Source organism: Vibrio artabrorum (assembly GCF_024347295.1).
GTDB lineage: Bacteria > Pseudomonadota > Gammaproteobacteria > Enterobacterales > Vibrionaceae > Vibrio > Vibrio artabrorum.
On sequence record NZ_AP025458.1, the window covers coordinates 1 to 26,872 of the forward strand.

Annotated in this window: 20 protein-coding genes, 1 rRNA gene and 1 riboswitch; of the genes, 13 read left to right on the forward strand and 8 right to left on the reverse strand. The window is 46.2% G+C overall.

From position 1 onward, the window contains the following. From dnaA to OCU36_RS00025, 5 genes are all read left to right on the forward strand, one after another. Positions 1-1,416, forward strand: coding sequence for a chromosomal replication initiator protein DnaA (gene dnaA / locus OCU36_RS00005; RefSeq protein ID WP_261838494.1), 1,416 nt, complete (start codon positions 1-3; stop codon positions 1,414-1,416). A gap of 79 nt (positions 1,417-1,495) precedes the next feature. Continuing rightward, positions 1,496-2,596, forward strand: a complete 1,101-nt coding sequence (dnaN, locus tag OCU36_RS00010; RefSeq protein ID WP_261838495.1) for a DNA polymerase III subunit beta — start codon at positions 1,496-1,498, stop codon at positions 2,594-2,596. A 75-nt stretch (positions 2,597-2,671) separates the two neighbouring features. Continuing rightward, the gene (recF, locus tag OCU36_RS00015) at positions 2,672-3,751 is read left to right on the forward strand and encodes a DNA replication/repair protein RecF (protein ID WP_261838496.1); all 1,080 of its coding nucleotides are present in this window, start codon (positions 2,672-2,674) and stop codon (positions 3,749-3,751) included. A gap of 17 nt (positions 3,752-3,768) precedes the next feature. Continuing rightward, positions 3,769-6,186: a DNA topoisomerase (ATP-hydrolyzing) subunit B gene (gyrB, locus tag OCU36_RS00020; RefSeq protein ID WP_261838497.1), complete on the forward strand. Its 2,418-nt coding sequence runs from the start codon at positions 3,769-3,771 to the stop codon at positions 6,184-6,186. A gap of 502 nt (positions 6,187-6,688) precedes the next feature. Then, positions 6,689-7,123, forward strand: a complete 435-nt coding sequence (locus tag OCU36_RS00025; protein ID WP_017632665.1) for an Hsp20 family protein — start codon at positions 6,689-6,691, stop codon at positions 7,121-7,123. Positions 7,124-7,253: 130 nt separating this feature from the next. Here the strand turns inward: OCU36_RS00025 and OCU36_RS00030 are convergent, their stop codons facing one another. From OCU36_RS00030 to glyQ, 4 genes are all read right to left on the reverse strand, one after another. Continuing rightward, on the reverse strand, positions 7,254-8,507 hold the full coding sequence (locus tag OCU36_RS00030; protein WP_261838498.1) for a valine--pyruvate transaminase: 1,254 nt from the start codon (positions 8,505-8,507) through the stop codon (positions 7,254-7,256). Between the two features lie 253 nt (positions 8,508-8,760). Continuing rightward, positions 8,761-10,848 carry an alpha-amylase gene (locus OCU36_RS00035; protein WP_261838499.1) on the reverse strand — a complete coding sequence of 696 codons (2,088 nt, stop codon included), beginning with the start codon at positions 10,846-10,848 and terminating at the stop codon, positions 8,761-8,763. 190 nt (positions 10,849-11,038) lie between these two features. After that, complete coding sequence (gene glyS, locus OCU36_RS00040; RefSeq protein ID WP_261838500.1) at positions 11,039-13,120, reverse strand: glycine--tRNA ligase subunit beta; 2,082 nt, start codon at positions 13,118-13,120, stop codon at positions 11,039-11,041. A gap of 2 nt (positions 13,121-13,122) precedes the next feature. Continuing rightward, positions 13,123-14,040: a glycine--tRNA ligase subunit alpha gene (gene glyQ, locus OCU36_RS00045; protein ID WP_261838501.1), complete on the reverse strand. Its 918-nt coding sequence runs from the start codon at positions 14,038-14,040 to the stop codon at positions 13,123-13,125. A gap of 210 nt (positions 14,041-14,250) precedes the next feature. Then, a riboswitch (yybP-ykoY riboswitch) is annotated at positions 14,251-14,426 on the forward strand. 34 nt (positions 14,427-14,460) lie between these two features. Here glyQ and OCU36_RS00050 point away from each other — a divergent pair. After that, positions 14,461-15,015, forward strand: a complete 555-nt coding sequence (locus OCU36_RS00050) for a TMEM165/GDT1 family protein (protein ID WP_261838502.1) — start codon at positions 14,461-14,463, stop codon at positions 15,013-15,015. Positions 15,016-15,166: 151 nt separating this feature from the next. Further along, on the forward strand, positions 15,167-15,421 hold the full coding sequence (locus OCU36_RS00055; RefSeq protein ID WP_261838503.1) for a hypothetical protein: 255 nt from the start codon (positions 15,167-15,169) through the stop codon (positions 15,419-15,421). 82 nt (positions 15,422-15,503) lie between these two features. On the opposite strand, the gene tusA is transcribed toward OCU36_RS00055, so the two are convergent. Beyond that, the gene (tusA, locus tag OCU36_RS00060; RefSeq protein ID WP_261838504.1) at positions 15,504-15,755 is read right to left on the reverse strand and encodes a sulfurtransferase TusA; all 252 of its coding nucleotides are present in this window, start codon (positions 15,753-15,755) and stop codon (positions 15,504-15,506) included. A 149-nt stretch (positions 15,756-15,904) separates the two neighbouring features. Between tusA and OCU36_RS00065 the strand changes: the two genes are divergently transcribed. Both OCU36_RS00065 and OCU36_RS00070 read left to right on the forward strand, forming a co-directional pair. Further along, on the forward strand, positions 15,905-16,090 hold the full coding sequence (locus tag OCU36_RS00065) for a hypothetical protein (RefSeq protein WP_261838505.1): 186 nt from the start codon (positions 15,905-15,907) through the stop codon (positions 16,088-16,090). A gap of 140 nt (positions 16,091-16,230) precedes the next feature. After that, positions 16,231-17,172: a LysR family transcriptional regulator gene (locus OCU36_RS00070; RefSeq protein ID WP_261838506.1), complete on the forward strand. Its 942-nt coding sequence runs from the start codon at positions 16,231-16,233 to the stop codon at positions 17,170-17,172. 135 nt (positions 17,173-17,307) lie between these two features. Here OCU36_RS00070 and acuI read toward each other — a convergent pair whose 3' ends face one another. From acuI to fadB, 3 genes are all read right to left on the reverse strand, one after another. Next, complete coding sequence (gene acuI / locus OCU36_RS00075; RefSeq protein WP_261838507.1) at positions 17,308-18,288, reverse strand: acrylyl-CoA reductase (NADPH); 981 nt, start codon at positions 18,286-18,288, stop codon at positions 17,308-17,310. A 241-nt stretch (positions 18,289-18,529) separates the two neighbouring features. Next, on the reverse strand, positions 18,530-19,693 hold the full coding sequence (gene fadA, locus OCU36_RS00080; protein ID WP_261838508.1) for an acetyl-CoA C-acyltransferase FadA: 1,164 nt from the start codon (positions 19,691-19,693) through the stop codon (positions 18,530-18,532). 26 nt (positions 19,694-19,719) lie between these two features. Then, positions 19,720-21,891, reverse strand: coding sequence for a fatty acid oxidation complex subunit alpha FadB (gene fadB / locus OCU36_RS00085; protein WP_261838509.1), 2,172 nt, complete (start codon positions 21,889-21,891; stop codon positions 19,720-19,722). A gap of 227 nt (positions 21,892-22,118) precedes the next feature. Here fadB and OCU36_RS00090 point away from each other — a divergent pair, with 227 nt between their 5' ends. From OCU36_RS00090 to OCU36_RS00105, 4 genes are all read left to right on the forward strand, one after another. Further along, positions 22,119-22,742 (forward strand): YigZ family protein, encoded by a 624-nt coding sequence (locus OCU36_RS00090; protein ID WP_261838510.1) that lies wholly within the window; start codon positions 22,119-22,121, stop codon positions 22,740-22,742. A 34-nt stretch (positions 22,743-22,776) separates the two neighbouring features. Further along, positions 22,777-24,234: a TrkH family potassium uptake protein gene (locus tag OCU36_RS00095; RefSeq protein ID WP_261838511.1), complete on the forward strand. Its 1,458-nt coding sequence runs from the start codon at positions 22,777-22,779 to the stop codon at positions 24,232-24,234. Positions 24,235-24,243: 9 nt separating this feature from the next. Beyond that, positions 24,244-24,771, forward strand: coding sequence for a menaquinone-dependent protoporphyrinogen IX dehydrogenase (hemG, locus tag OCU36_RS00100; protein ID WP_261838512.1), 528 nt, complete (start codon positions 24,244-24,246; stop codon positions 24,769-24,771). Positions 24,772-25,292: 521 nt separating this feature from the next. After that, a 16S ribosomal RNA gene (locus tag OCU36_RS00105) occupies positions 25,293-26,847 on the forward strand. Positions 26,848-26,872 lie beyond the last annotated feature (25 nt).

A 26,872-nucleotide genomic window follows, 5' to 3' on the forward strand; every position in this document is an offset into this window, starting at 1 on the left:
GTGTCATCTTCGCTTTGGTTGCAATGCTTGCAACAGCTTCAAGAAGAGTTACCAGCTACAGAATTCAGTATGTGGGTACGTCCGTTACAAGCGGAGCTCAATGGTAATACTCTGACTCTATTTGCACCAAACCGATTTGTACTCGATTGGGTGCGTGATAAGTACCTAAATAGCATCAATCGTTTGCTACAAGAATATTGTGGTAATGATATTCCACATCTTCATTTTGAAATTGGCAGTAAACGAACCATTGCGCCAAAATCAGAGGCTGTTGCCCCTGCGCGTACCGCCGCAGATGTTGCAGCTGAATCATCAGCCCCTGCGCAGTTACAAGCTCGCAAGCCTGTTCATAATATCTGGCGTGATGAAGAGCCTGTCGCGGTTGACTTGAATCATCGCTCAAACGTGAACCCAAAACATAAGTTCAATAACTTTGTTGAAGGTAAGTCGAACCAACTGGGTTTGGCGGCGGCACGTCAAGTTTCAGATAACCCAGGAACCGCTTATAATCCGTTGTTCTTATACGGTGGTACGGGGTTAGGTAAAACGCACTTGTTGCATGCGGTGGGTAACGCCATTGTTGATAATAAGCCGAATGCAAAAGTGGTTTACATGCACTCAGAGCGTTTTGTTCAGGATATGGTAAAGGCGCTGCAAAATAACGCGATCGAAGAATTTAAACGCTACTACCGCAGCGTTGATGCCTTGCTTATCGATGACATTCAATTCTTTGCTAATAAAGAGCGTTCTCAAGAAGAGTTCTTCCATACTTTTAACGCGCTACTTGAAGGCAACCAACAGATCATCCTAACGTCTGACCGTTATCCAAAAGAGATCAACGGAGTCGAGGATCGTCTTAAATCTCGCTTCGGCTGGGGTTTGACGGTAGCGATTGAGCCACCAGAGCTTGAGACGCGCGTTGCGATCTTGATGAAGAAAGCAGAAGACCACCAAATTCACCTTGCCGATGAAGTCGCTTTCTTTATTGCTAAGCGTTTACGCTCTAACGTTCGTGAGCTAGAAGGCGCATTGAACCGTGTTATTGCGAATGCAAACTTCACAGGCCGTCCGATTACAATCGACTTCGTACGTGAAGCTCTGCGCGACTTGTTGGCCTTGCAAGAAAAGCTGGTCACTATTGATAACATTCAAAAGACAGTGGCTGAATACTACAAAATCAAAGTTGCTGATCTATTATCTAAACGTCGCTCTCGTTCTGTTGCTCGTCCACGTCAATTGGCGATGGCATTGGCTAAAGAGCTGACGAACCATAGCTTACCTGAGATTGGCGATGCATTTGGGGGGCGTGACCATACGACCGTGCTGCATGCATGTCGTAAGATTGCTCAGCTGCGTGAAGAGAGCCACGACATTAAAGAAGACTATTCGAACTTGATTCGTACCCTTTCTTCTTAATACACAGTATTCTTAACCTTAATAAGCCGAATATTGGCACGTACGATGACGCAGTGCCATTTAGACCGTAGAGCAAGATATGAAATTTACCATTGAACGTAGTCACCTGATTAAGCCATTACAACAAGTGTCTGGTGCACTCGGTGGCAGGCCAACGCTTCCAATTCTAGGAAACCTACTGATTAAAGTAGAAGATAACGTGTTGTCGATGACAGCGACGGATCTAGAAGTTGAACTGATCAGCCGTGTAACGCTTGAAGGTGATTTCGAAGCGGGCAGCATTACCGTACCTTCACGCAAATTCCTCGATATCTGTCGTGGATTACCAGACAGCTCGGTGATTACTGTGGTTTTAGATGGCGACCGTGTTCAGGTTCGCTCAGGTCGTAGCCGTTTCTCATTGGCAACATTACCTGCGGCAGATTTTCCCAACATTGAAGACTGGAACAGCGAAGTTGAAGTGTCTGTAACCCAAGCAGAATTGCGCGGTCTTATCGAGAAAACACAATTCTCAATGGCGAACCAAGATGTTCGTTATTACCTCAACGGTATGTTGTTTGAGATTGAAGGTTCTATCTTGCGCAGCGTGGCAACCGATGGTCACCGTATGGCGGTATCACAAGCACAACTGGGTGCGGATTTTGCTCAGAAGCAGATCATTGTTCCTCGTAAAGGGGTGCAAGAGCTCGTCAAATTATTGGATGCGCCTGAACAGCCCGTGACATTGCAGATTGGTCACTCTAATGTGCGAGCTGAAGTGAACAACTATGTCTTCACGTCTAAGCTTGTTGATGGTCGTTTTCCTGATTATCGCCGCGTAATGCCGCAAAATACCACTAAAACACTCGAAGCCGGTTGCGATGAGTTACGTTCCGCATTTTCTCGAGCTGCGATTCTTTCGAATGAAAAATTCCGTGGTGTTCGCGTAAACCTTGTGGATAGTGAGATGCGTATTACCGCGAATAACCCAGAGCAAGAAGAAGCGGAAGAAGTGCTAGATGTAAGCTTTGACGGTGATGCGTTAGAGATTGGTTTCAACGTAAGTTATGTATTGGATGTGTTGAATACACTGCGTTGTGAGCAGGTTCGTATCTCAATGTCAGATGCGAATGCGAGTGCTTTGATTGAAAATGCACAAGATGACAGCGCTATGTACGTTGTTATGCCGATTCGTTTATAAGTGTTGTGTGTTAAGAAACCATGATCTACCCCGTTTACCTATCGAGTCGTGATTGAAGATTACTATGAAAACGTTATGCCTTTATCGCGCTTAATCGTTAAGCAATTTAGAAATATTGAAGCCTGTGACATTCAACCGTCATCAGGCTTTAACTTTCTTATAGGGGCTAACGGAAGTGGCAAAACCAGTGTCCTTGAAGCGATATATCTGCTTGGACACGGTCGTTCATTCAAGAGCTCATTAACCGGTCGCATCATACAAAATGAGTGTAGCGAGCTGTTTGTACATGGCCGTTTTATGACCTCGGATCAATTTGAGCTGCCCATTGGCATTAATAAGCAGCGTGATGGCACAACAGAGGTTAAAATAAGCGGTCAAACAGGGCAAAAACTGGCTCAGTTAGCTCAAGTTTTGCCATTGCAGTTGATTCATCCTGAAGGGTTTGATTTACTGACGGATGGGCCGAAGCATCGCCGTGCATTCATTGATTGGGGAGTGTTCCACAGTGAGCCGGGCTTTTATGATGCTTGGGGAAGAGTGAAGCGGCTCAATAAACAGCGTAATGCACTATTAAAAACGGCGACAGGCTATCGAGAGCTAAGCTATTGGGATCAAGAACTGGCCCGTTTAGCAGAAAGTATCAGTCAATGGCGTGCTACTTACGTCGAACAGTTAAAAGAAGTGGCAGAGGAAATCTGTGCGACCTTCCTTCCTGAGTTTGAGATAAAGATTAACTATTATCGAGGTTGGGATAAAGACACCCCATACGCCGAGATATTAGAGAAGAATTTTGAGAGGGATCAGCTGCTTGGTTATACCTTTAGTGGGCCAAACAAAGCGGATCTAAAGATAAAAGTGAACGGCACTCCAGTGGAAGATGTCTTGTCACGAGGTCAATTGAAGTTGATGGTGTGCGCGCTACGAGTAGCACAAGGGCAGCACCTCACTCAAATGACAGGTAAGCAGTGTATCTATTTAATAGATGACTTCGCTTCCGAATTGGATAGCCAACGCCGCGCTCGTCTTGCTGAGTGTTTAAAGGCGACCGAGGCTCAAGTTTTTGTAAGCTCTATTACCGCTGATCAGATTGCAGATATGCATGATGAAAATAGCAGGATGTTTCATGTGGAACATGGCAAAATAGAGCAAGGATAATTAGTCAGAGAGTAACTATGTCAGATAATTACGATTCATCGAGTATTAAAGTACTGAAGGGTCTGGATGCGGTACGTAAGCGTCCTGGAATGTACATTGGCGACACGGATGATGGTACCGGTCTGCACCACATGGTTTTTGAGGTGGTCGATAACTCTATTGATGAAGCGCTAGCTGGTCACTGTAATGACATCATTGTTACTATCCATGAAGATAGCTCTGTATCAGTAAGCGATGATGGCCGTGGTATTCCAACGGAATTGCACCAAGAAGAAAACGTATCGGCGGCGGAAGTCATCATGACGGTTCTTCACGCTGGTGGTAAGTTCGATGATAACTCGTACAAAGTCTCTGGTGGTTTGCACGGTGTGGGTGTTTCAGTTGTGAACGCACTGTCTAAGCAAGTTACTCTTACTATCCATCGTGGCGGCAAAATCCACACTCAAACCTACAGCCACGGTGAGCCACAAGCGCCACTAGCGGTGATCGGTGATACAGACAAAACTGGTACAGAGATTCGTTTCTGGCCAAGTGAAGAAACGTTCACCAACATTGAGTTCCATTACGACATTCTAGCTAAGCGTTTACGCGAGCTATCATTCTTGAACTCTGGTGTATCCATCAAGCTCATTGATGAGCGCGAAGAAGACAAAATGGACCACTTCGAATACGAAGGCGGTATCCAAGCGTTTGTTGAACACCTTAATACCAATAAAACGCCAATCATCCAAAAAATCTTCCACTTTAACTCAGAACGTGATGATGGCATTACCGTTGAAGTTGCGATGCAGTGGAATGACGGCTACCAAGAAAACATCTACTGTTTCACGAATAACATCCCTCAACGCGATGGCGGTGCTCACTTAGCGGGTTTCCGTGCGGCATTGACACGTACATTGAACAGCTTCATGGACAAGGAAGGCTTCTCGAAGAAAGCGAAGACTTCAACATCAGGCGATGATGCTCGTGAAGGTTTGACGGCGATTGTTTCGGTAAAAGTGCCAGATCCTAAGTTCTCAAGCCAAACTAAAGACAAGCTGGTTTCTTCAGAAGTGAAGTCTGCTGTTGAGTCGACAATGGGTGAGAAACTGTCTGAGTTCCTGATTGAGAACCCAGGTGAAGCGAAAATCGTTTGTTCTAAAATCATTGATGCAGCACGTGCTCGTGATGCAGCGCGTAAAGCTCGAGAAATGACTCGTCGTAAAGGCGCATTAGATTTAGCGGGTCTTCCAGGTAAGCTTGCTGACTGTCAGGAAAAAGATCCTGCACTGTCTGAACTGTATATTGTGGAAGGAGACTCTGCTGGTGGATCCGCTAAGCAGGGGCGTAACCGTAAGAACCAAGCCATTCTACCGCTGAAAGGTAAAATCCTTAACGTAGAGAAAGCTCGCTTCGATAAAATGCTGTCTTCTCAAGAAGTAGCAACGCTAATTACAGCGCTTGGTTGTGGTATTGGCCGTGACGAATACAACCCAGATAAACTGCGTTACCACAACATCATCATCATGACCGATGCCGATGTTGATGGTTCTCACATCCGTACTCTGCTACTGACGTTCTTCTACCGTCAAATGCCAGAGCTGATTGAACGCGGTTACATTTACATTGCTCAACCGCCACTTTACAAAGTGAAGAAAGGTAAGCAAGAGCAGTACATTAAAGATGAAGATGCGATGAATCAGTATCAAGTATCTTTGGCTTTAGACAATGCAGAACTGCACGTAAACCCTGAAGCGCCAGCATTTGCCGGTGAAGGTTTAGAGAAGCTTGTTTATCAATATAATGCGGCTATTAAGCTGGTTGATCGTATGAGTCGCCGTTACCCACGCGCACTGATTCACGAACTGATTTACGTTCCTCGCCTAACGGCTGAGCAGTGTCATGATGACGCGGCAGTTGAAGCTTGGGGTAAGCAGCTTGTTGAGCAGCTAAACGCAAAAGAAGTGGGTGCGAGCCAATACAGCCTTGAAGTTGAAAAACACGAAGAGCTAGGCTTAAGCGTTCCTAAGATTGTGGTTCGTACTCATGGTGTGACTCATGAACACCTACTGAGCATTGATCTGATTAACTCGAAAGAGTTTGGTAAGCTAGCGGATCTTTCTGAAGCACTTGATGGCTTGATTGAAGAAGGCGCTTACATTAAGCGTGGTGAGCGGACTCAAGTTGTTTCTAGCTTTGTTGAAGCTCTGAACTGGTTAGTGAAAGAGTCTCGTCGTGGTCTAAGCCTTCAGCGATACAAAGGTCTGGGTGAGATGAACCCTGATCAACTTTGGGAAACGACAATGGATCCTGAAACACGCCGTATGATGCAGGTAACAATTGATGATGCCGTTGGTGCTGATTTGTTGTTTACTACGCTGATGGGCGATCAAGTAGAACCGCGTCGTAACTTCATCGAAGAGAACGCACTTAAAGTTGCTAACCTAGACGTTTAGTCTCTTTGATACTTCGCTCTTTCGCTTAATTTCTGTGTCAGAGGTGCTCACATACATTCGTATGCTCCGCGTCTCTTCCTTGAACTAAAACGAAATAGCGTCGTCTCAAAAAACTAAATATATTATTGAAAAGACTGCCCGAAATGGCGGTCTTTTTGTTTTTTAAGTATTTGAAAAATAATAATTTTGGAAAATAATTGAAAATTATCCCTTGAAACTATTTTGCTCAATCCATATATCTAGTTGTGAAGAGGATGACTGTCTTGCTCAAAGAGAAGAAACAGAACCTTCATTACCGCTAACAAAATATCGCTCAATAGAGGATAACTTTGGCAGCACACAACTTAGAAATTGATTCATTGCTATGTCCCAGCGTTGTCGCCAATAGAGGTGAAACCCGAGGAATGCGAATTGAATCTCTTAGCTGTTTACTGGGTCATACACCGGTTAGATCCAAGTAAAATTCGCAGCTAAGACTATTGCTTACTAAAAGGATAGCATTATGAGAACTGTAGATTTCACTCCACTTTACCGCAACGCAATCGGCTTCGATCGTCTATTCAACATGATGGAAGCGAACACGTCGAAAAATTCTTCTGGCGGTTACCCTCCGTATAACATCGAGCAAAAAGACGAGAACAACTACCGTATTACGATGGCTGTTGCAGGTTTTGCTGATGACCAATTAGACCTGACTCAAAAAGAGAATATGCTAATTGTGAAAGGTGAGCGTAAAGCAGAAGTAGAGAAAACCTTCGTATATCAAGGTATTGCAGAACGCGATTTCGAGCGTAAATTCCAACTGGCAGACTACGTAAAAGTGGTAGGCGCAAGCATGGAAAATGGTCTTCTTCACATCGACCTAGAACGCGAGATCCCAGAAGCGATGCAACCGCGTAAGATTGCTATCAATGGTAATAGCCTACTAGAAGGTTAATTACCGTTAGCTCCTTAGAGCTAAAAAAATATCGGGAAGTAGAAGTGAAAGAGCACCTCATGAGGTGCTCTTTTTTGTTTATCCTATTATCGTCATTCCATAGAGAGAGGAACGACCGAGTAGGGAGTCTCTATTTGCTTTCGCTGTAAGCCTTTTTCACTTCTTCAGCAATGATCGCAATGCCTTTCTGCATTGCCTCATCATCTTGTACGTAGTTCATTCGTAAGCACTGGTGAGCATGATCCCACTCGTCTTCTTGACCGATAAAGAAGTATTCACCCGGAACTATCAATACGCCGCGAGCTTTAAGGCGGTCGTACAGTTCCATTGTGGTGATTGGCAGCTCATCAAACCATAGCCATAAGAAGATAGCGCCTTCAGGTTTGTGGATTCGGAAGCGTGGGTCATCGATAGCTTGTTGCAGCAGTTCAACCGCGCGTAAAGACTTCTCTTTGTAGAAAGGTTTAATCACCTCTCCGCTTAAGCGCAGTAAATCGCCTTTTTCAATCATGTGGTTAGCGATTGCAGGGCCAACGCTGCTTGGCGCTAGGCTGATAATGCCATTCATGTTGGTTAGTGCTTGTGTTACCTCTTCGCTAGCAATCACGATTCCACAACGCACACCCGGCAAACCAAGCTTAGACAGGCTCATACACAGGATCGTGTTTTCATTCCAGAACGGTTTTACATCTTCAAAGATGATGTTTGGAAATGGTAGGCCATAAGCGTTATCGATCAGCAGTGGGATATTGTTTTCACGCGCCAGTTTATCCAGTTTATGTACTTCTTCGTCAGTGAGTACGTTACCGGTTGGGTTGGTTGGACGAGAAGCACAGATAGCCGCGACCGAGTCATCAATCTTAAGCTGTTCAAAATCGACGTGGTATTTGAATTGGCGGTTTTCTAGCAGCTCTATTTCTGGATGGTAAGAGATAAAGATATCGTCATCAATACCGGCGTCGCCATAGCCGATGTATTCTGGTGCAATCGGCAACAAAATTTTCTTGTGTGAACCGTCAGGCTGTTGACCGGCTAGCAGGTTGAATAAGTAAAAGAAGCCACTCTGACTGCCGTTCGTCAGGCTAATGTTCTTCTCGCTGATCTCCCAACCATAGGTCTCTTTCAGCATTGCCGCTAACGACTTGATGAAGCTGTCTTTGCCCTGCGGGCCATCGTAGTTGGCGAGGGCAGCGATGAGCTCTCCATTGGCGAGCATATCGGCACTGGCTTGGTTAAAGTAATCGAGCATCGCTGGGATGGCGGCTGGGTTACCCCCACCGAGCATGATTGCGCCTGGAGTGCGCAGGCCATCATTTAAATCATCCATTAAACGAGTAATTCCAGAGTATCGATTAAATTTTTCACCAAACTGAGAGAACTGCATTACTTATTTTACCTAATTCATTGTGATTGCTTGTTGTGCGTTATTAAGGCAGACCTTGTGTCTACCATCTTTGTTATCTCAAACATACCGGAATGTTTTTGCGACGCATAGCAGCAAATGCTCTCATACGAAAAAAAGTCGATAAAGGCTTAACTAATGAGTGTTGGTTTTCTTATCGAACGTGTGTTTTGTGATCAAAAAGGAGAAGTCGAAGCTTCTCCTTTTCATTTCTGCGGGTTATTTCAATCAGCGCTTACTTTGAGCCAGTATAAACGACCAAGACTTTATCATCTTGATACTGGCGTTCGAACGCATAGTAGCCCTTACTGTTACGGATGATGTGCTTACCTTGGGCTACCGCTGGGTGGCGTTGACGGAATTGGCCAAGCGCTTGCCAGTGTTCCAACAATCTTGCTCGTTCACCAGTGATTTTCTCCCAAGGCATGTCAGAGCGAGTGCCTTGCATAGGGTCAGAACCTGTTGGGCCGAAATCACGTGCGATTTCATCACCATAATAGATCTGGACGGCGCCTGGGGTCAGCATCAACGCGTTTGCAGCTTTGGTTTGCTTGGCGAAGTCACTGCCGTGTTGCGCCCAGAATAGCGAGGTGTCGTGAGACGATAGGTAACTCAACACGTTGAACTCACTGTCACTGTTGATCTTCTCTGCATAGCGAAGGTAATCAGCATCGAGATCGGAAAGGCATTTTAGCGCTTTGGGTGCGATATCACTCTGAAATTCAAAATTGATGATTGAGTCAAAGCCATTGGCGAAATAGTCTGATTTCACCACGCTGTGTGCCCATACTTCACCAGTCATCCAGAAGGGGAGGTCATCTAAGGCTTTGTCTGGGTTGTTCTGTTTCCACTCGGCAAGTGCTTGGTTGGTGCTCTCTTTAAGCTCTGCCCAGGCTTCGAGTTCTACGTGTTTAGCGGTATCGATTCTGAAACCATCGACGCCGTATTCGCGCACCCAATCCGATAACCAAGTGATTAAATGGTCACGAGGTGTTTTGAGTTCATCGGTCGCGCTGGTGGACTTATTGCGATAGAAATTAGGCAGCCCGGTTGTCTCTGTCGATTCTGTTTTGATATCGGGCAGGTGTGCCAAAGACATGGTGAGGTTGTTGTAACCCGGTGAGTCATAGGCGCCGATATCGCTGCGCAGCCAAGCTTTGCCCCACCATTTATCCCATGCTTCTTTGTCGCTGTATGAAATGTAGTTATTGAAGTAGTGCCAGTTCTGGCCTTTAGCGGGTTGCCAGTCTGTCCACTTTTCACCAAGTGTTTGTTTGGCTTGTTCATCAGTTAGATTGAGCTTACCAAAATCTAACTCTTGCATGTCGGCAAGCGTTGCATAGCCTGTGTGGTTCATTACCACATCCCAAACAACGCGAATGCCTTTGCTGTGCGCGGTATCGATGAAGGTTTTCAGTTCGTCTTCGGTACCCATGTTGTCATCAAGTTTGGTCCAGTCTTGATGGTAGTAGCCGTGGTAGCCGTAGTGTTTGAAGTCACCACGATCACCACCGCCGACCCAGCCGTGGATCTGCTCTAACGGAGAAGTAATCCAGATCGCATTAGCGCCGAGTGATGCTATGTAGTCGAGCTTTTCGGTTAAGCCTGCTAAGTCACCACCGTGGAAGGTGCCGATTTCATCTTGTCCGTCTTGGCTGCGACCGTAACTGTTGTCGTTATTAGGATTACCATTATAGAAACGGTCGGTCATGACGAAGTAAACCGTGGCATTGTCCCAACTAAAATCAGCTTTGGTTTCTGGTTCTACTTTCTCTAGTAGCAAAACACCTTGGCTGTTTTCGGCTGGCTGCATAGTGACGCTGCCGTTGATTACAGTCGCTTGGGCACCTGAAAGGGCATCTCTTATCAAGGTACCATCATCAAAGGTTTGAGCAACGTTGATGGTGGTTGGCTGATCACTGGGTACAGGACAGGCAAAGCTTTGAACTTGTTGTGGCTTCGGCTTTATCTGAACCGTGAGTTCATTGGTCTGTGGGTTGAGCGTGAATTGATAAGTGTTAGCGCGAAAGACTTTTATGGCGATCTCAGATTTCTCGGCACAGTCGTCAAGGCGAAGGGGGGTATTGAACTTGATGCGACTCTCTTCGGCCAGCGCATAGTTAGTGCCACAGGTATTTTGAGTATCGCTGATAGAGAAGGTATAGCTACCTTTGGCGAGTTCCTGTTCTGCAATCACGGTGCCTTTGCCGGATGATTCGAATACGACAGTGTCGTTATCAATTGTCAGCAGTAGGTTGTTGTCACTGGTTTGGCTGCATGCGCTGAGTGCGAGTATTGAAAGCGCGAGTACGGTTTTTTTCATTGTTCCCTTCCCCTGAATAAACAGGTCAGTTATAGCAAACAATGCCCTCTACAGTCTGAGTGCTGTTTCATTCAGTTAATCAATAACACCTCTACAAACAAATGCTTGGTTCACAAAAACAAAAAGGGAAGCTTTCGCTTCCCTTTGGGGGTTTACCGTTAATTACTCAGAGTAACTGTCTCACTTGTGCTTATTTTTGCAGAAGAGAGATGTCTGCAATCTGTAGGAACAGGTTACGTAGGTTGTTCAGTAGCGTTAGACGGTTCTTCTTAAGCGCTTCGTCATCCGCCATCACCATGACGTTATCGAAGAATGCATCAACAGGCTCACGTAGGTCAGCAAGCTTGCTTAGGGCTTCTTGGTAGTTGCCTGTTGCGAATGCTGGTTCTAGTGCTTCTGTCATAACTTCAACGTTTTCAGCCAGTGCTTTCTCTGCGTCTTCTTGAAGAAGCGTGAGATCGATTTCAGCGGGTAGCTCGCCATCGAATTTCGCAAGGATGTTACCTACACGCTTGTTCGCTGCGGCTAGTGCTTCTGCGGCTTCCAGTTCGCGGAAGTGAGAAACCGCTTTAACACGTTGGTCAAAGTCAGCAGGCTTAGTTGGACGACGTGCAAGTACCGCTTGGATGATATCAACACTGAAACCAGCATCTTGGTACCATGCGCGGAAACGACCTAGCATGAAGTCGATAACGTCAGCTTCTACATTGTCGTTGGTAAGCTTGTCGCCTAGTAGCTCTTTCGCTTTACCGATAAGGTCTGTTAGGTCTAGGTTGTAGCCGTTTTCAACGATGATACGTAGCACACCGAGTGATGCACGACGTAGCGCGAATGGGTCAGAACCTTTTGGAGCTTGGCCAATACCGAAGATACCGACGATAGTGTCTAGCTTGTCTGCCATTGCGACTGCTGAAGAGATACCAGTGCTTGGTAGATCGTCACCCGCGAAACGAGGCATGTATTGCTCGTAAAGTGCCAGTGCAACTTGCTCGTCTTCACCGTCGTGCGTCGCGTAGTGCATGCCCATCACACCTTGAGTATCGGTAAATTCGAATACCATTGATGTCATTAGGTCACACTTAGCCAGTAGGCCAGCACGCTTAGATTTCTCAACGTCAGCATCGATTTGCTCAGCAATGTAGCCTGCAAGCTCTGTGATGCGGTCTGTTTTGTCTTTGATCGTACCCAATTGCTTCTGGAAGATAGCTTGGTCTAGTTCAGCAAGACGGTCGATAAGCGGACGCTTACGGTCTGTGTTGAAGAAGAATTCAGCATCAGCAAGACGTGGGCGTACCACTTTCTCGTTACCTTCGATAACGTGACGAGGCTCTTTAGACTCGATGTTTGATACGAAAATGAAGTTCGGTAGTAGCTTCTTGTTGTCATCGCCTTCTCCGTATGAATAGACGGGGAAGTACTTTTGGTCACCTTTCATGGTGTAAACCAAAGCTTCAGAAGGGACTTTTAGGAACTCTTCTTCGAACTTCGCTGTCAGTACTACTGGCCATTCAACCAGAGACGTGACTTCTTCAACAAGATCATCTTCTAGGTCAGCTGTACCGCCAACCGCAGCAGCCGCTTTTTGCGAATCAGCAAGGATGATCGCTTTACGCGCTTCGTAATCTGCCATGACTTTACCGCGCTCTTCTAGGATCGCAGGGTATTGGTCAGCAGAGTCGATGGTGAACTCTTGTTCGCCCATGAAACGGTGGCCACGGATAGTACGAGCAGAGGCTACGCCTAGGATTTCGCCTTCAACAAGCTCATCACCGAGCAGTACTGTCAGTGTTTTCACTGGACGGATAAATTGAATGTCTGAGTTACCCCAGCGCATTGCTTTAGGAATGGGTAGGCCAGCCAGTGCTTTCGCAGCGATGTCCATCACCAATTCTTGAACGGGTTTGCCAGCGACTTCTTGTTTGAAAAGAAGCCACTCGCCTTTGTCTGTTTTCAGACGGTCAGCTTGTTCAACAGTAATACCGTTACCACGAGCCCAACCTTGTGCCGCTTTGGTCGCGTTGCCTTCCGCATCGAATGCCACAGAAACAGCTGGGCCACGCTTCTCAACCACTTTGTCTGCTTGGCCTTCAGCCAGTGCCGTGACTTTAAGTGCTAGACGACGAGGTGCTGCGTACCACTTGATGCCTTCGTGAGAAAGCTCAGCCGTTTTAAGACCTGCTTCAAAGTTAGAAGCAAATGCTTCTGCTAGAGAACGAAGTGCTGTTGGTGGAAGCTCTTCCGTACCCAGTTCAATTAGAAAATTCTTCGCCATGATTATTTACCTTCCTTCTTACACATTGGGAAGCCAAGCGCTTCACGTGACGCGTAGTACGCTTCTGCAACCGCTTTAGTTAGGTTGCGGATACGAAGGATGTAACGTTGACGCTCTGTTACAGAGATAGCTTTGCGCGCATCAAGTAGGTTGAATGCGTGACCGGCTTTAAGAATGCGCTCGTACGCTGGTAGAGGGAGTGGCTTTTCAAGCTCAAGTAGCTCTTTACACTCTTTCTCACACTGCTCAAAGAAACCGAATAGGAAATCGACGTCTGCGTGCTCGAAGTTGTACGTTGATTGCTCAACTTCGTTTTGGTGGAAGATGTCACCGTAAGTCACGTTAGAACCATCGGGTGCGACGTTCCATACTAGGTCGTAAACAGAATCTACTTCCTGGATGTACATAGCTAGACGCTCGATACCGTAAGTGATCTCGCCAGTGACAGGCTTACACTCAAGGCCGCCAACCTGTTGGAAGTAAGTAAACTGAGTGACTTCCATGCCGTTTAGCCATACTTCCCAACCAAGGCCCCATGCGCCTAGTGTTGGGTTTTCCCAGTTATCTTCAACGAAGCGAATGTCGTGAACCAGTGGGTCAACACCAAGAACCTCTAGGGAGCCTAGGTACAACTCTTGGATATTGTCTGGCGATGGTTTTAGCGCTACTTGGAATTGGTAGTAGTGCTGCAGACGGTTAGGGTTTTCACCGTAACGGCCATCAGTAGGACGACGTGAAGGTTGTACGTAAGCTGTAGACATTGGCTCTGGGCCAAGTGCTCGTAGACATGTCATTGGGTGAGAGGTGCCTGCACCTACTTCCATATCTAGAGGTTGAACAATGGTACAACCGTTTTGAGCCCAGTAATCCTGCAGCGCGAGGATCATTCCCTGGAAGGTTTTGATATCGTATTTTTGCATAGTCAGGTTCGCGCGATTCTTTTAAATGAATGATAAAAATAACCTCTGAGTATACCGAGATATTCGTAAAGCGAGTAGGGGTAATCTTGTTTAATTAGTGGTCTAAAATGTCGTTTAGTGGATTTTTTTGCCTTTAATGTTTGTTTTTTTACACAAGTGGATATTTTGATAAGTTTGACACTTGTGTTTGAAAGCGTAGGTGATTAAAATCTCGCGGTCTTTGGGGAGTAGCTTACTTATTCATATCCTATTGAATGAGTTCGTTCGTCAACATAATTGATGCAAAATCATCATGGCGTTCGAGGCAACCACCACCTTGGTGGCGCTTAGCAAGACCTTAGACAAGCATCGTGAACCGGGATGGGGCGCGAGGTTTGTCTTTGGTTAAATATAATAATCTCCATCCCAAATGAGTATGCTGTGAGTGTTTTAGTCATTTCTATGACAACTGTTGCTTTAGCCGAGATCGGTGATAAGACCCAGTTGCTATCCCTTTTATTAGCCAGTCGATATCGCAAACCGATACCTATTATCGCGGCTATTTTCTTTGCCACTATTGCCAATCATGCTCTCGCTGCATGGCTTGGGGTTGTGGTCGCCGATTATCTTTCACCTGAAGTCTTAAAGTGGGTGCTGGTGGTCAGCTTCATCGCGATGGCGGGTTGGATTCTGATTCCAGATAAGTTGGATGACGATGAGCAGATCTCGAATCGAGGCCCGTTTGTCGCGAGCTTTATCGCTTTCTTTATTGCTGAAGTTGGCGATAAGACTCAGATTGCGACCTCCATTTTAGGCGCTCAATATTCGGATGCTCTCGCGTGGGTGATCTTGGGGACTACGATCGGTATGTTGCTGGCGAATGTGCCCGTGGTGATCATCGGTAAGTTGTCTGCAGATAAGATGCCTCTTGATCTGATTCGTAAGATCACCGCCTTGTTATTCGTCGGTTTGGCTATTGCAGCGGCTTTCTATTAACAGCTAGTATTGAGTCTTATTATACTCAATCAATAGAGTAATGTGTGGTAGGTCATACTCTTGCAGTATTGTGGCGTTTATCGAGCGAATGAGCATATAACTGTCATACTTGTCATGATATTTTAATTTTGTGAGTTAAGAACACGAGGGCATGATTATGTTGACGCGTTATATGGGTATTACTCCACAAAGCCAAAGCTATCTATTTACCTTTGGTCTTGCACTGACACTATTAGGCATGGTGTTGACAGATATGTGGCTACCGATGGTCGCGGGTGCCATTATTATGACTGCGCTTGCGGTAGAGGCTTGGATTCGGGTCGCGCATATTATTCCGATGCGCAAAGAGATTCGAGCCATTCAGCATCAGCTTGAACATCTGCAAAACAAATCTAGACACGAATAAATAAAAAGCCGCTGGTACTTTGAGTTCTGTTTGAGAACATAAGGTACCAGCGGCTTTTTCTGTTTGATATTTAAGTGAGGCGTTATGCCTCCAATCCTTTTTTGATTAAATACTGGTACGGTAAATTTTCTGTCGCTTGGCCTACCAACTGGTGATCCATAAATCGACAAAAGCTTGGGATGTCTCGCGTGGTCGAGGGATCGTCCGCTTTTACCAGTAACACATCGCCATCCTGCATGTTTCGAATTGTCTTCCTGACCATCATTACTGGTTCTGGGCAACGTAGGCCTTCAGCTTCTAAAGTATGGGTTGCCAACTCAGGTTTGAATGTCATGGTTTGTATCTCTATATCTATCTAACGAGTGAATAATACGGCTGCAGAAAAAATATGCAATAAGCGCTTGGCAAACAGAATCATTTCCTATAAATTAATTAACAATCTGGTAACAATTAAAATCAAAGGCAACGAGCTAAGGAGAGGCGATGTTGACAGGACTTGATCGATTAACCATTTATTCGGTTCTCTGTTTTATTTCTTTTTGTGCGCTAGTGCTGCGCTCATCGACAGAGACCTCTCTCATGCCAATCTTTGGCATCGTCGCAACGATCCTCGGTATTTGGATAGAGATGCGTCGTTGGCAAGGTATAGCCGAGGAGCAAGAGCACTAACCCGAATACAGCAAGCGAATTCCGACACTATCCCAAAGTTTTCTTGGGCTTCCCCGCGTAATTGCGGGATTTTTTTTATCTAAAGCATGCTATAAACAACGTAGTGACTAATGGCAATTGCATTCAGTTAGGTAAGTAGCTTGGAATTAGAAGACATCTATCGTAGAGACCTTAATTTATTGGTCGCTTTAAAGGTATTAATTGAAGAAGGCAGTGTCAGCCAGGCTGCGCTTCGTCTGAACCTAAGTCAATCGGCAACCAGTCGAGTGTTAGGGCGCTTAAGGGATCTGCTCAACGATCCTCTGTTTACCCGTCAGGGTCAACATCTTATCCCTACCAAGAAAGCACTCGAAATCAGCCAGCGAATTGATCAGCCTTTAGAATCATTCCGGCAACTGCTTAGCCCGAGTCATTTCGACCCTTATTATTGCAGCGAGCGTTTTTTGATCGCGACCACTGATTACGCGATGCAAACGATATTGCCGTACGCACTCCCTAAAATTTACGAACAGGCGCCTAATATCTCTCTGGAGTTTGCGCCGCTGCAGCATGAACATTTATTTAAGCAGCTGAGTACGGAACGTGTCGATATGGCGATTTGTCGTCCGATTGGCAGCATTACACCACTTCATCAACAGGTATTAGGGCCGGTAGGTGTGTCATGCCTGTTATCCAAAAAACATCCTTTGGCGGATCGTGCGCTAAGCCTTGAAGATTATGTTGCGTTACCTCATGCGATGATTGCGATCAGTGATGGTGTTAAGGCTTTACTCGATAATGCCTTAGCTCATCAAAAACCTCGCAAAATGGTGTTGCGTGCTTATCACCTTGAAGCGGCACTGGCGATTGTCGATAGAATGCCGTTGGTGATCACAGTACCCGCTGACTTGGCATACTTGGTGGCAGAGCGCTATGACCTAGTTATTAAGCCACTACCATTCGAATTTATGCCGTTTGATTACTCACTGATCTGGCATTCACGTTGCGATTCTTCGGCTTCACAACAGTGGTTAAGAAGAGTGGTAAAAGAGGAGTGTGGTGAGCTGATTCAAAAACGGATTGCGGATGTCGGTTTGGGTTAACTAGGACAGAGTCTGGCTTCACTCGACTCAAATGACAAAAATGCAAAAGGGCTGATAAGAATCAGCCCTTTGTTGTTTTGAGTTATTCAAGCCCAAAGTTGTTGCTTAAGGTTGGATCACGGTATGTTTGAGAATCTATAGTTTAATGACTACGCGACCAGTGATTTGACCGTTAGTGATGTCTTCTGCGGCTTGAATTGCACCGTCTAAAGATACTTCTTTGGTTGCTTGAGCGTAGAAAGATTCTGGTAATAGCTCAGCCAGTTGTTCCCACGCTTTAATGCGTTTTTCACGAGGGCACATTACCGAGTCAACACCTTGTAGGCGAACGTTACGCAGAATGAATGGCATGACCGTCGTTGGTAAGTCAAAACCGCCTGCTAGACCACACATCGCAACCGCACCGTTGTAATCAATTTGCGCCAATACTTTCGCAAGCACTTTGCTGCCTACGGTATCGATAGCGCCAGCCCACAGTTGTTTCTCTAGTGGTTTGGCTGGTTCTTCCAGTTCTGCACGCTCTACAATGCGTGTCGCGCCTAGTGATTTAAGTAATTCACCGTTTGCAGAAGCACGACCCGTTACTGCTGCCACTTTGTAGCCCAGTTGGCTTAGGAGAGTGATAGATACGCTACCTACACCGCCACTTGCACCAGTGACTAGGATTTCACCGTCTTCTGGTTTGATGCCGGCATCGACGATAGCTTGCACACAAAGCATTGCTGTGAAACCTGCTGTACCGATCGCCATGACTTTCTTGGCGTCTAGACCGGCTGGCATTGGCACTAACCAATCACCGTTTAGGCTCGCTTTCTCAGCCATGCCACCCCAGTGACCTTCACCAACACCCCAACCGGTTAGAACAACTTCGTCGCCGGCTTTGTAGCGAGGGTCATCAGATTGTGAAACCACGCCAGAAAGGTCGATACCAGGAACCATAGGGAAGTTACGAACAATGCGCCCTTTACCTGTAATGGCCAAACCATCTTTGTAGTTCAAAGAAGAGTAGCTCACATCAATCTTCACGTTACCTTCTGGTAATTGAGACTCTTCAATTTGAGAAATTGACGCGATAGTTTTTTTGTCTTCTTGGTTTAGTACAAGTGCTTTAAACATGATCTGCTCCGTGGAGGAATATTAGGAAACTGAAGTAACTTTAGTTGAATCATCCGAGAAAAAATAATGAAACATCAACATTGAATCTATGCGTTTTGTGCATAGATGTCAGCATTCGTTTTTCTCTCGTTGAGTTCACCGAACGAATCGATACATTATTGGACGCCGAGCAATAAAAAGTGCAGCTATATAAATACAGCTGCACAAAAGATTACCCTTCGAGTCTTACAGTCAGTAAACGCTATGGACGTTCAAATACCGTTGCAATACCTTGGCCTAAACCAATACACATGGTCGCTAAGCCGTATTTCACGTCTTGTGCTTCCATCAGGTTGATTAGGGTTGTTGAGATACGAGCACCAGAACAGCCCAGTGGGTGACCAAGAGCAATCGCACCGCCGTTAAGGTTTACTTTCTCGTCAACCACATCCAATAGGCCTAGGTCTTTCGCACATGGAAGAGATTGAGCTGCAAACGCTTCGTTTAACTCGATGACACCCATGTCTGCAATGGTTAGACCTGCACGTTTGAGTGCTTTTTGGGTTGCTGGTACAGGGCCGTAACCCATGATTGAAGGATCGCAGCCAGCGATGGCCATAGACTTCACGCGAGCACGAATCTTAAGGCCAAGTGCGTTGGCTTTCTCTTCGCTCATGATAAGCATGGCAGAAGCGCCATCAGACAGAGCTGATGAAGTCCCTGCTGTTACCGTGCCGTTTGCTGGGTCAAATACCGGGCGCAATTGAGATAGCCCCTCAACGGTTGTTTCTGGGCGAATCACTTCGTCGTAATCCAGAGTGAACAGTGAACCGTCTGCCGCGTGAGCCTCGGTTGGTAGGATTTCGTTCTTGAAACGACCTTCAACTGTTGCTGCTTGAGCACGAGCATGTGAACGTGCTGCAAATGCATCTTGGTCTTCACGGCTAATACCGTGCATTTTACCTAGCATCTCTGCGGTTAGCCCCATCATGCCGGCCGCTTTCGCTACGTGCTTGGACATGCCGGGGTGAAAATCAACACCGTGGTTCATTGGTACGTGGCCCATGTGCTCGACACCACCAATCAGGCAGATTTCAGCATCACCAACCATGATAGAGCGGGTTGCATCATGCAGAGCTTGCATAGATGACCCACATAAACGGTTGACCGTCACCGCACCAATCTCAATCGGTAGACCAGCAAGCAAAGCAGCGTTACGGGCAACGTTGAAGCCTTGCTCGAGTGTTTGTTGTACACAACCCCAGTAAATGTCTTCAATTTCGACCGGGTTTACTTCTGGGTTGCGCTCCAAAATGCCTTTCATCAAATGTGCAGACAGATCTTCAGCACGAGTGTGACGGAAAGCTCCACCTTTGGAACGTCCCATTGGGGTACGAAGGCAATCAACAACAACTACATTTTTCATTTTGCTATTCCTTTTCCAAATGTGGGTTACAGAGAACTGGCTTGTTGGCTGTCGTAAAAGCTTTCGCCCTTCGCTGCCATATCAAGCAATAACTGAGGCACTTGGTACATTGCACCTAAGTCTTGGTAGCCTTTCGCCATTTCAACGAAGTTACCAATGCCCACACTGTCTAAGTAGCGGAATACGCCGCCTCGGAATGGAGGGAAGCCTAAACCGTAAACCAGTGCCATATCCGCTTCTTGCGGTGTCGCGATAATGCCTTCTTCTAAACAAAGCACCACTTCGTTGATCATTGGAATCATCACACGCTGGATAATGGTCTGGTCATCAAAGTCTTGTGGCTGTTGGCATACGTCAGCCAAGATAGGAAGAATGTCTTCAGAGAAGGTCTTCTTAGGACGACCGCGTTTGTCTACGCTGTATGCGTAGAAACCGCTGCCGTTCTTCTGGCCGTATTTTTCAGCGACATAAAGCGCGTCGATCGCATCACGACCTTCTTTACCCATACGCTCTGGGAAACCTTGTGCCATCACGGCTTGTGCGTGGTGTGCTGTATCTAGGCCCACAACGTCTAGCAAGTATGCTGGGCCCATCGGCCAACCGAACTTACGCTCCATCACTTTATCGATTTTAGTGAAATCAGCGCCGTCACGTAGCAACATGCTGAAACCGCCAAAGTAAGGGAAAAGTACACGGTTAACGAAGAAGCCTGGGCAGTCGTTAACAACGATAGGGGATTTGCCCATCTTCGCGGCGTAAGCGACTACGCGATTAATGGTTTCTTCTGAAGTCTGTTCGCCACGGATGATTTCAACCAAAGGCATGCGGTGTACAGGGTTAAAGAAGTGCATGCCACAGAAGTTTTCTGGGCGTTTTAGAGATTTCGCTAACAGGTTGATCGGAATCGTTGAGGTGTTTGAGGTAAGAACCGTGTCTTCACCCACGAGACCTTCAACTTCACTCAGTACCGCTGCTTTTACTTTAGGATTCTCTACAACGGCTTCCACAATCACATCTGATTGTTCAACACCGGCATAATGCAGACTTGGAGTAATAGAAGACAGAATACCTGCCATCTTGAATCCATCTAGACGACCGCGCGATAAGCGTTTATTCAACAGCTTAGAAGCTTCGTTCATACCAAGATCAAGGGATGCTCGTGCGATGTCTTTCATCATCACTGGCACGCCTTTCAATGCTGACTGATAAGCAATACCGCCACCCATGATGCCAGCACCAAGTACCGCTGCGCGTTCAGTTGCTTTGTTGGCAGACTTGCCAGCCTGTTTCGCTAGGCCTTTGATGTATTGGTCATTCAAGAATAGGCCAACCAGTGCTTTCGCTTCTTCAGATTTTGCTAGCTTAACGAAGTGTTTACGTTCGATGTCGAGTGCTGCATCGCGATCGCTACGTGCTGCTTCTTCAATCGCAATCACAGAAGTGATTGGCGCTGGGTAGTGAGGCCCTGCTTTTTGAGCAACTAAGCCCTTAGCCATGGTAAAACTCATCATCGCTTCGAGTTTGCTAAGCGATAATGCTGATGTTTTTTGTTTACGGCGTAATTGCCAATCTAGCTTTTCATTGGCAGCCAGAGAAACGGTATTGATTGCCGACTCTAGCAGTTGGTCTGTTTCAACAATCGCATCTAACAAGCCCACTTTAAGCGCTTCATCTGCACGGCATGCTTTGCCTTGTGTGATGATTTCCATTGCGCTGTCAGCACCGATAACGCGAGGTAATCGCACACAGCCACCAAAGCCAGGCATGATGCCGAGTTTGGTTTCAGGTAGGCCTATGCTGGTGGTCTTGTCACCGATACGGAAATCAGTCGCGAGTACACATTCACAGCCGCCGCCAAGGGCATGACCACGCATCATTGAAAGAGTTGGGACAGGAAGGTCTTCTAGCTTGCTGAAGATGGAATTCGCGAATCTTAACCATTCATCAAGTTCTGCTTCTGGCTTTGCAAATAGGCCCAGAAATTCAGTGATGTCGGCGCCTACAATGAACGCGTCTTTGTTTGAAGTTAAGATTAAACCACGTAATCCTGCGTGAGCATTAAGAGCATCTAACGCTTTGTCTAGCGATTCTAAAGTCGCAAGGTCGAGCTTGTTTACAGAAGCTGGTGCACAGAAGCTTAATTCTGCAATACCATCTTGTAATTCCTTTACCTGTAGGGTGTTAGCTTGGTAAATCATTGTCTATCTCCATGACATACAATCCACGATTGTTTGAGAGAATCTTGTTATCTTTCTATTATTGTAGAATACCTGGTAAGACCAGTTACCTTAGTCTGTACCGCGGTTTGATTAATTTCAATACATTTTTTAAACAATCGTTTAACATTGTGCGGTAATGCAGATCCTCTAACCCTTATTATTCACGCGTGATACACTTCGTCGCTCTTATTAATTAAGTTAACGATATGAATGAACAGCCCTATTTAATACCTTCTGCGTCAGCTCTGTTTGAAGAAGAGATCAAAAAGAGCGTCTTTATTACTCAGCTTGCTCATACACCAAGTGTAGAAGCTGCAAAACAGTTCGTAGAACAGGTGAAAAAAGAGCATTCTTCAGCACGACATAACTGTTGGGGTTTTGTGGCAGGCCGACCTGAAGACTCAATGCTTTGGGGCTTCAGTGATGATGGTGAACCCTCAGGTACGGCGGGTAAGCCTATCTTGGCGCAACTGTCGGGTTCTGGTGTTGGCGAATTAACGGCTGTGGTCACGCGATATTCTGGCGGAATCAAGCTTGGTACCGGTGGTTTGGTTAAGGCTTATGGTGGTGGAGTACAACAAGCTCTCAAGCTGCTTCAAACTATCGAGAAAAAAATAACCACAAAATTACGGCTAGAGTTAGACTATGGCTTTGTGCCGATTGCACAATCTATCATGGCTCAGCATCAGGCTGTTGAGGTCCAAGCGGATTATGGTGTTCAAGTTGAGCTTATTATTGAAATCGAGCTCCTTCAGGTAGATGCGTTTACCCAAACCATGATCAATAAAAGCGGTGCTAAGGCACTGGTAACGAAAGTCAAAGACAACTAGGAAGTGTGAAGCATTTTGCTTCGTTCAATAGCTCATGCAATTTCGCTCAATTATTCGAATCGTCGGATTATTATTAGCACTTTTTAGTGTATCAATGCTTGCTCCTGCGCTCGTCGCACTGATCTATCGAGATGGTGCGGGTGTGCCATTTGTGACGACCTTCTTTGTTCTCTTATTCTGTGGAGCAACTTGCTGGTTTCCAAACCGACGTCATAAACACGAGTTGAAAGCGCGTGATGGCTTTTTGATTGTTGTTTTATTCTGGACGGTAATCGGTAGTGCGGGTGCGCTGCCGTTTTTGATTGCTGATAACCCGAATGTTTCAGTCACGAATGCCTTTTTCGAATCCTTCTCTGCATTAACCACTACGGGTGCGACGGTGATTGTCGGTCTCGATGATCTGCCTAAGGCGATTCTGTTTTACCGCCAGTTCCTGCAATGGTTTGGTGGTATGGGTATCATCGTATTGGCAGTCGCCATTCTTCCGGTTCTGGGTATCGGTGGGATGCAGCTATATCGTGCTGAAATTCCGGGCCCAGTAAAAGACAGTAAGATGACCCCGCGTATTGCTGAAACGGCAAAAGCGCTTTGGTACATTTATCTGAGTCTAACGATTGCTTGTGCAGTCGCTTTTTGGCTCGCAGGTATGAGCTTCTTTGACGCAATTAGTCATAGCTTTTCTACTATTGCGATTGGTGGCTTCTCGACTCACGATGCAAGCATGGGCTATTTCAACAGCCCGGCGATCAATATGATTACGGTCGTATTCCTGCTTATCTCTGCGTGTAACTATTCACTTCACTTTGCTGCATTTGCTTCTGGTGGTGTGCATCCTAAGTATTACTGGAAAGATCCTGAATTCCGCGCCTTTATCTTCATTCAAGCGGTTTTGTTCTTAGTTTGTTTTTTATTGCTGCTTAATCATCACTCCTATGACTCGTATTTCGAGGCCTTTGATCAAGCCTTGTTCCAAACGGTATCTATATCTACTACAGCAGGCTTCACTACCACGGGTTTCTCTGAGTGGCCATTGTTCTTGCCTGTTCTGCTGCTGTTCTCTTCTTTTATTGGGGGATGCGCAGGGTCAACGGGTGGGGGTATGAAAGTTATTCGAATCTTACTGCTTACTCTGCAAGGTGCTCGTGAAATGAAGCGTCTTGTTCACCCACGCGCTGTCTATACCATCAAGGTTGGCGGCTCTGCGCTACCACAACGAGTCGTCGATGCGGTTTGGGGGTTCTTTTCGGCATACGCTTTGGTGTTTGTGGTTTGTATGTTGGCTCTGATAGCTACGGGAATGGATGAGCTCAGTGCTTTCTCTGCTGTAGCGGCAACCTTGAACAACCTTGGTCCAGGTCTTGGTGAGGTTGCAGTGCACTTTGGCGATGTGAATGACAAAGCAAAATGGGTATTGATTGTGTCTATGTTGTTTGGTCGTTTAGAAATATTCACCTTATTAATTTTATTGACCCCTACGTTTTGGCGTAGCTAAGGACATGTTGTGGCAAAAGCTCTATTTTTGTATTCAAGCCGTGAAGGGCAGACCAAGAAAATCCTGAACTATATAAAAGAAGAAATGAATGAGTTCGAATGTGAAATTCAAGATCTCCACACTGTTGGTAATGTCGATTTTGCTCAGTACGACAGAGTGTTGATTGGTGCCTCTATTCGTTATGGCCACCTTAATAAGAAGCTATATCAGTTCATTGATGCCAATTTGGCTCAACTGCAATCAAACAAGGTCGCTTTCTTTTGCGTGAACTTAACAGCTCGTAAAGAAGATCAAGGTAAAGATACCCCTGAAGGTAGCGCTTATATCAAGAAGTTTCTTATCAAGTCCCCGTGGCAGCCAACTTTGATCGGTGTATTTGCTGGTGCTCTCTATTACCCACGCTATAACTGGTTCGATAAAACCATGATCCGCTTTATTATGAACATGACAGGCGGTGAAACGGATACGACTAAGGAAGTTGAGTACACAAACTGGGAAAAAGTCTCTTTGTTCACTGAAAAACTAAAGAATATATAAGAGAAAAGCCTACTTTTGAGGCGTTTTGTGTTCTTTTTAATCGAACGAGTTAAAAAAACAGAAAAACTTCAAAAATGGCTTGCCAATGTGACGTCGATCTCTATAATGCGACCTCGTTGAGACGGAAAGGCTTCGTTAAGAGCCAGAACGAATCAACCGGTCAAGTTAGCCAAGCAAAGTGCTTGAAAGAAGTTTTGAAAATAGTGGTTGACACTAAAACTTAAATCGCTAGAATGGCCGCCTCTTCCATAGTGATGTGAGTCACAATGAAGAGAAGCTCTTTAACAATTTAAACCTATCAATCTGTGTGGGTACTCGTTGATGAATATCAAAACGTTTTATCGTTAGATAAAACAGATTCTTCGGAATCAAAATTGATTTCAATGAACTGAGTGACCAATACGTTTAACTACTTGTAGTTATTCGGCACAGTCAATTCATTACCATTCTGTTGGAATGGTAATAGCTTTAAAATTACATAGTAGTTTTGAAGTCAGTATTCGTTGAGTCGACAAAATCTTAAATTGAAGAGTTTGATCATGGCTCAGATTGAACGCTGGCGGCAGGCCTAACACATGCAAGTCGAGCGGAAACGACACTAACAATCCTTCGGGTGCGTTAATGGGCGTCGAGCGGCGGACGGGTGAGTAATGCCTAGGAAATTGCCTTGATGTGGGGGATAACCATTGGAAACGATGGCTAATACCGCATAATGCCTACGGGCCAAAGAGGGGGACCTTCGGGCCTCTCGCGTCAAGATATGCCTAGGTGGGATTAGCTAGTTGGTGAGGTAATGGCTCACCAAGGCGACGATCCCTAGCTGGTCTGAGAGGATGATCAGCCACACTGGAACTGAGACACGGTCCAGACTCCTACGGGAGGCAGCAGTGGGGAATATTGCACAATGGGCGCAAGCCTGATGCAGCCATGCCGCGTGTATGAAGAAGGCCTTCGGGTTGTAAAGTACTTTCAGTTGTGAGGAAGGGGGTAGTGTTAATAGCGCTATCTCTTGACGTTAGCAACAGAAGAAGCACCGGCTAACTCCGTGCCAGCAGCCGCGGTAATACGGAGGGTGCGAGCGTTAATCGGAATTACTGGGCGTAAAGCGCATGCAGGTGGTTCATTAAGTCAGATGTGAAAGCCCGGGGCTCAACCTCGGAACTGCATTTGAAACTGGTGAACTAGAGTACTGTAGAGGGGGGTAGAATTTCAGGTGTAGCGGTGAAATGCGTAGAGATCTGAAGGAATACCAGTGGCGAAGGCGGCCCCCTGGACAGATACTGACACTCAGATGCGAAAGCGTGGGGAGCAAACAGGATTAGATACCCTGGTAGTCCACGCCGTAAACGATGTCTACTTGGAGGTTGTGGCCTTGAGCCGTGGCTTTCGGAGCTAACGCGTTAAGTAGACCGCCTGGGGAGTACGGTCGCAAGATTAAAACTCAAATGAATTGACGGGGGCCCGCACAAGCGGTGGAGCATGTGGTTTAATTCGATGCAACGCGAAGAACCTTACCTACTCTTGACATCCAGAGAAGCCAGCGGAGACGCAGGCGTGCCTTCGGGAGCTCTGAGACAGGTGCTGCATGGCTGTCGTCAGCTCGTGTTGTGAAATGTTGGGTTAAGTCCCGCAACGAGCGCAACCCTTATCCTTGTTTGCCAGCGAGTAATGTCGGGAACTCCAGGGAGACTGCCGGTGATAAACCGGAGGAAGGTGGGGACGACGTCAAGTCATCATGGCCCTTACGAGTAGGGCTACACACGTGCTACAATGGCGCATACAGAGGGCAGCAAGCTAGCGATAGTGAGCGAATCCCAAAAAGTGCGTCGTAGTCCGGATTGGAGTCTGCAACTCGACTCCATGAAGTCGGAATCGCTAGTAATCGTGAATCAGAATGTCACGGTGAATACGTTCCCGGGCCTTGTACACACCGCCCGTCACACCATGGGAGTGGGCTGCAAAAGAAGTGGGTAGTTTAACCTTTCGGGGAGGACGCTCACCACTTTGTGGTTCATGACTGGGGTGAAGTCGTAACAAGGTAGCCCTAGGGGAACCTGGGGCTGGATCACCTCCTTATACGAAGATACTTACGATGAGTGTC

Excerpts from the sequence above, each read along its gene's own strand:
- OCU36_RS00065 (WP_261838505.1), top strand. The coding sequence starts at position 15,905 with ATGTTGACAGGACTTGATCGATTAACCATTTATTCGGTTCTCTGTTTT.
- tusA (WP_261838504.1), bottom strand. The coding sequence starts at position 15,755 with ATGACATTCAAACCTGAGTTGGCAACCCATACTTTAGAAGCTGAAGGC.
- fadA (WP_261838508.1), bottom strand. The coding sequence starts at position 19,693 with ATGAAAAATGTAGTTGTTGTTGATTGCCTTCGTACCCCAATGGGACGT.
- OCU36_RS00030 (WP_261838498.1), bottom strand. The coding sequence starts at position 8,507 with ATGCAGTTCTCTCAGTTTGGTGAAAAATTTAATCGATACTCTGGAATT.
- recF (WP_261838496.1), top strand. The coding sequence starts at position 2,672 with ATGCCTTTATCGCGCTTAATCGTTAAGCAATTTAGAAATATTGAAGCC.
- gyrB (WP_261838497.1), top strand. The coding sequence starts at position 3,769 with ATGTCAGATAATTACGATTCATCGAGTATTAAAGTACTGAAGGGTCTG.
- glyQ (WP_261838501.1), bottom strand. The coding sequence starts at position 14,040 with ATGCAAAAATACGATATCAAAACCTTCCAGGGAATGATCCTCGCGCTG.
- dnaN (WP_261838495.1), top strand. The coding sequence starts at position 1,496 with ATGAAATTTACCATTGAACGTAGTCACCTGATTAAGCCATTACAACAA.
- OCU36_RS00025 (WP_017632665.1), top strand. The coding sequence starts at position 6,689 with ATGAGAACTGTAGATTTCACTCCACTTTACCGCAACGCAATCGGCTTC.
- fadB (WP_261838509.1), bottom strand. The coding sequence starts at position 21,891 with ATGATTTACCAAGCTAACACCCTACAGGTAAAGGAATTACAAGATGGT.
- glyS (WP_261838500.1), bottom strand. The coding sequence starts at position 13,120 with ATGGCGAAGAATTTTCTAATTGAACTGGGTACGGAAGAGCTTCCACCA.
- OCU36_RS00055 (WP_261838503.1), top strand. The coding sequence starts at position 15,167 with ATGATTATGTTGACGCGTTATATGGGTATTACTCCACAAAGCCAAAGC.
- OCU36_RS00035 (WP_261838499.1), bottom strand. The coding sequence starts at position 10,848 with ATGAAAAAAACCGTACTCGCGCTTTCAATACTCGCACTCAGCGCATGC.
- OCU36_RS00090 (WP_261838510.1), top strand. The coding sequence starts at position 22,119 with ATGAATGAACAGCCCTATTTAATACCTTCTGCGTCAGCTCTGTTTGAA.
- acuI (WP_261838507.1), bottom strand. The coding sequence starts at position 18,288 with ATGTTTAAAGCACTTGTACTAAACCAAGAAGACAAAAAAACTATCGCG.
- OCU36_RS00095 (WP_261838511.1), top strand. The coding sequence starts at position 22,777 with ATGCAATTTCGCTCAATTATTCGAATCGTCGGATTATTATTAGCACTT.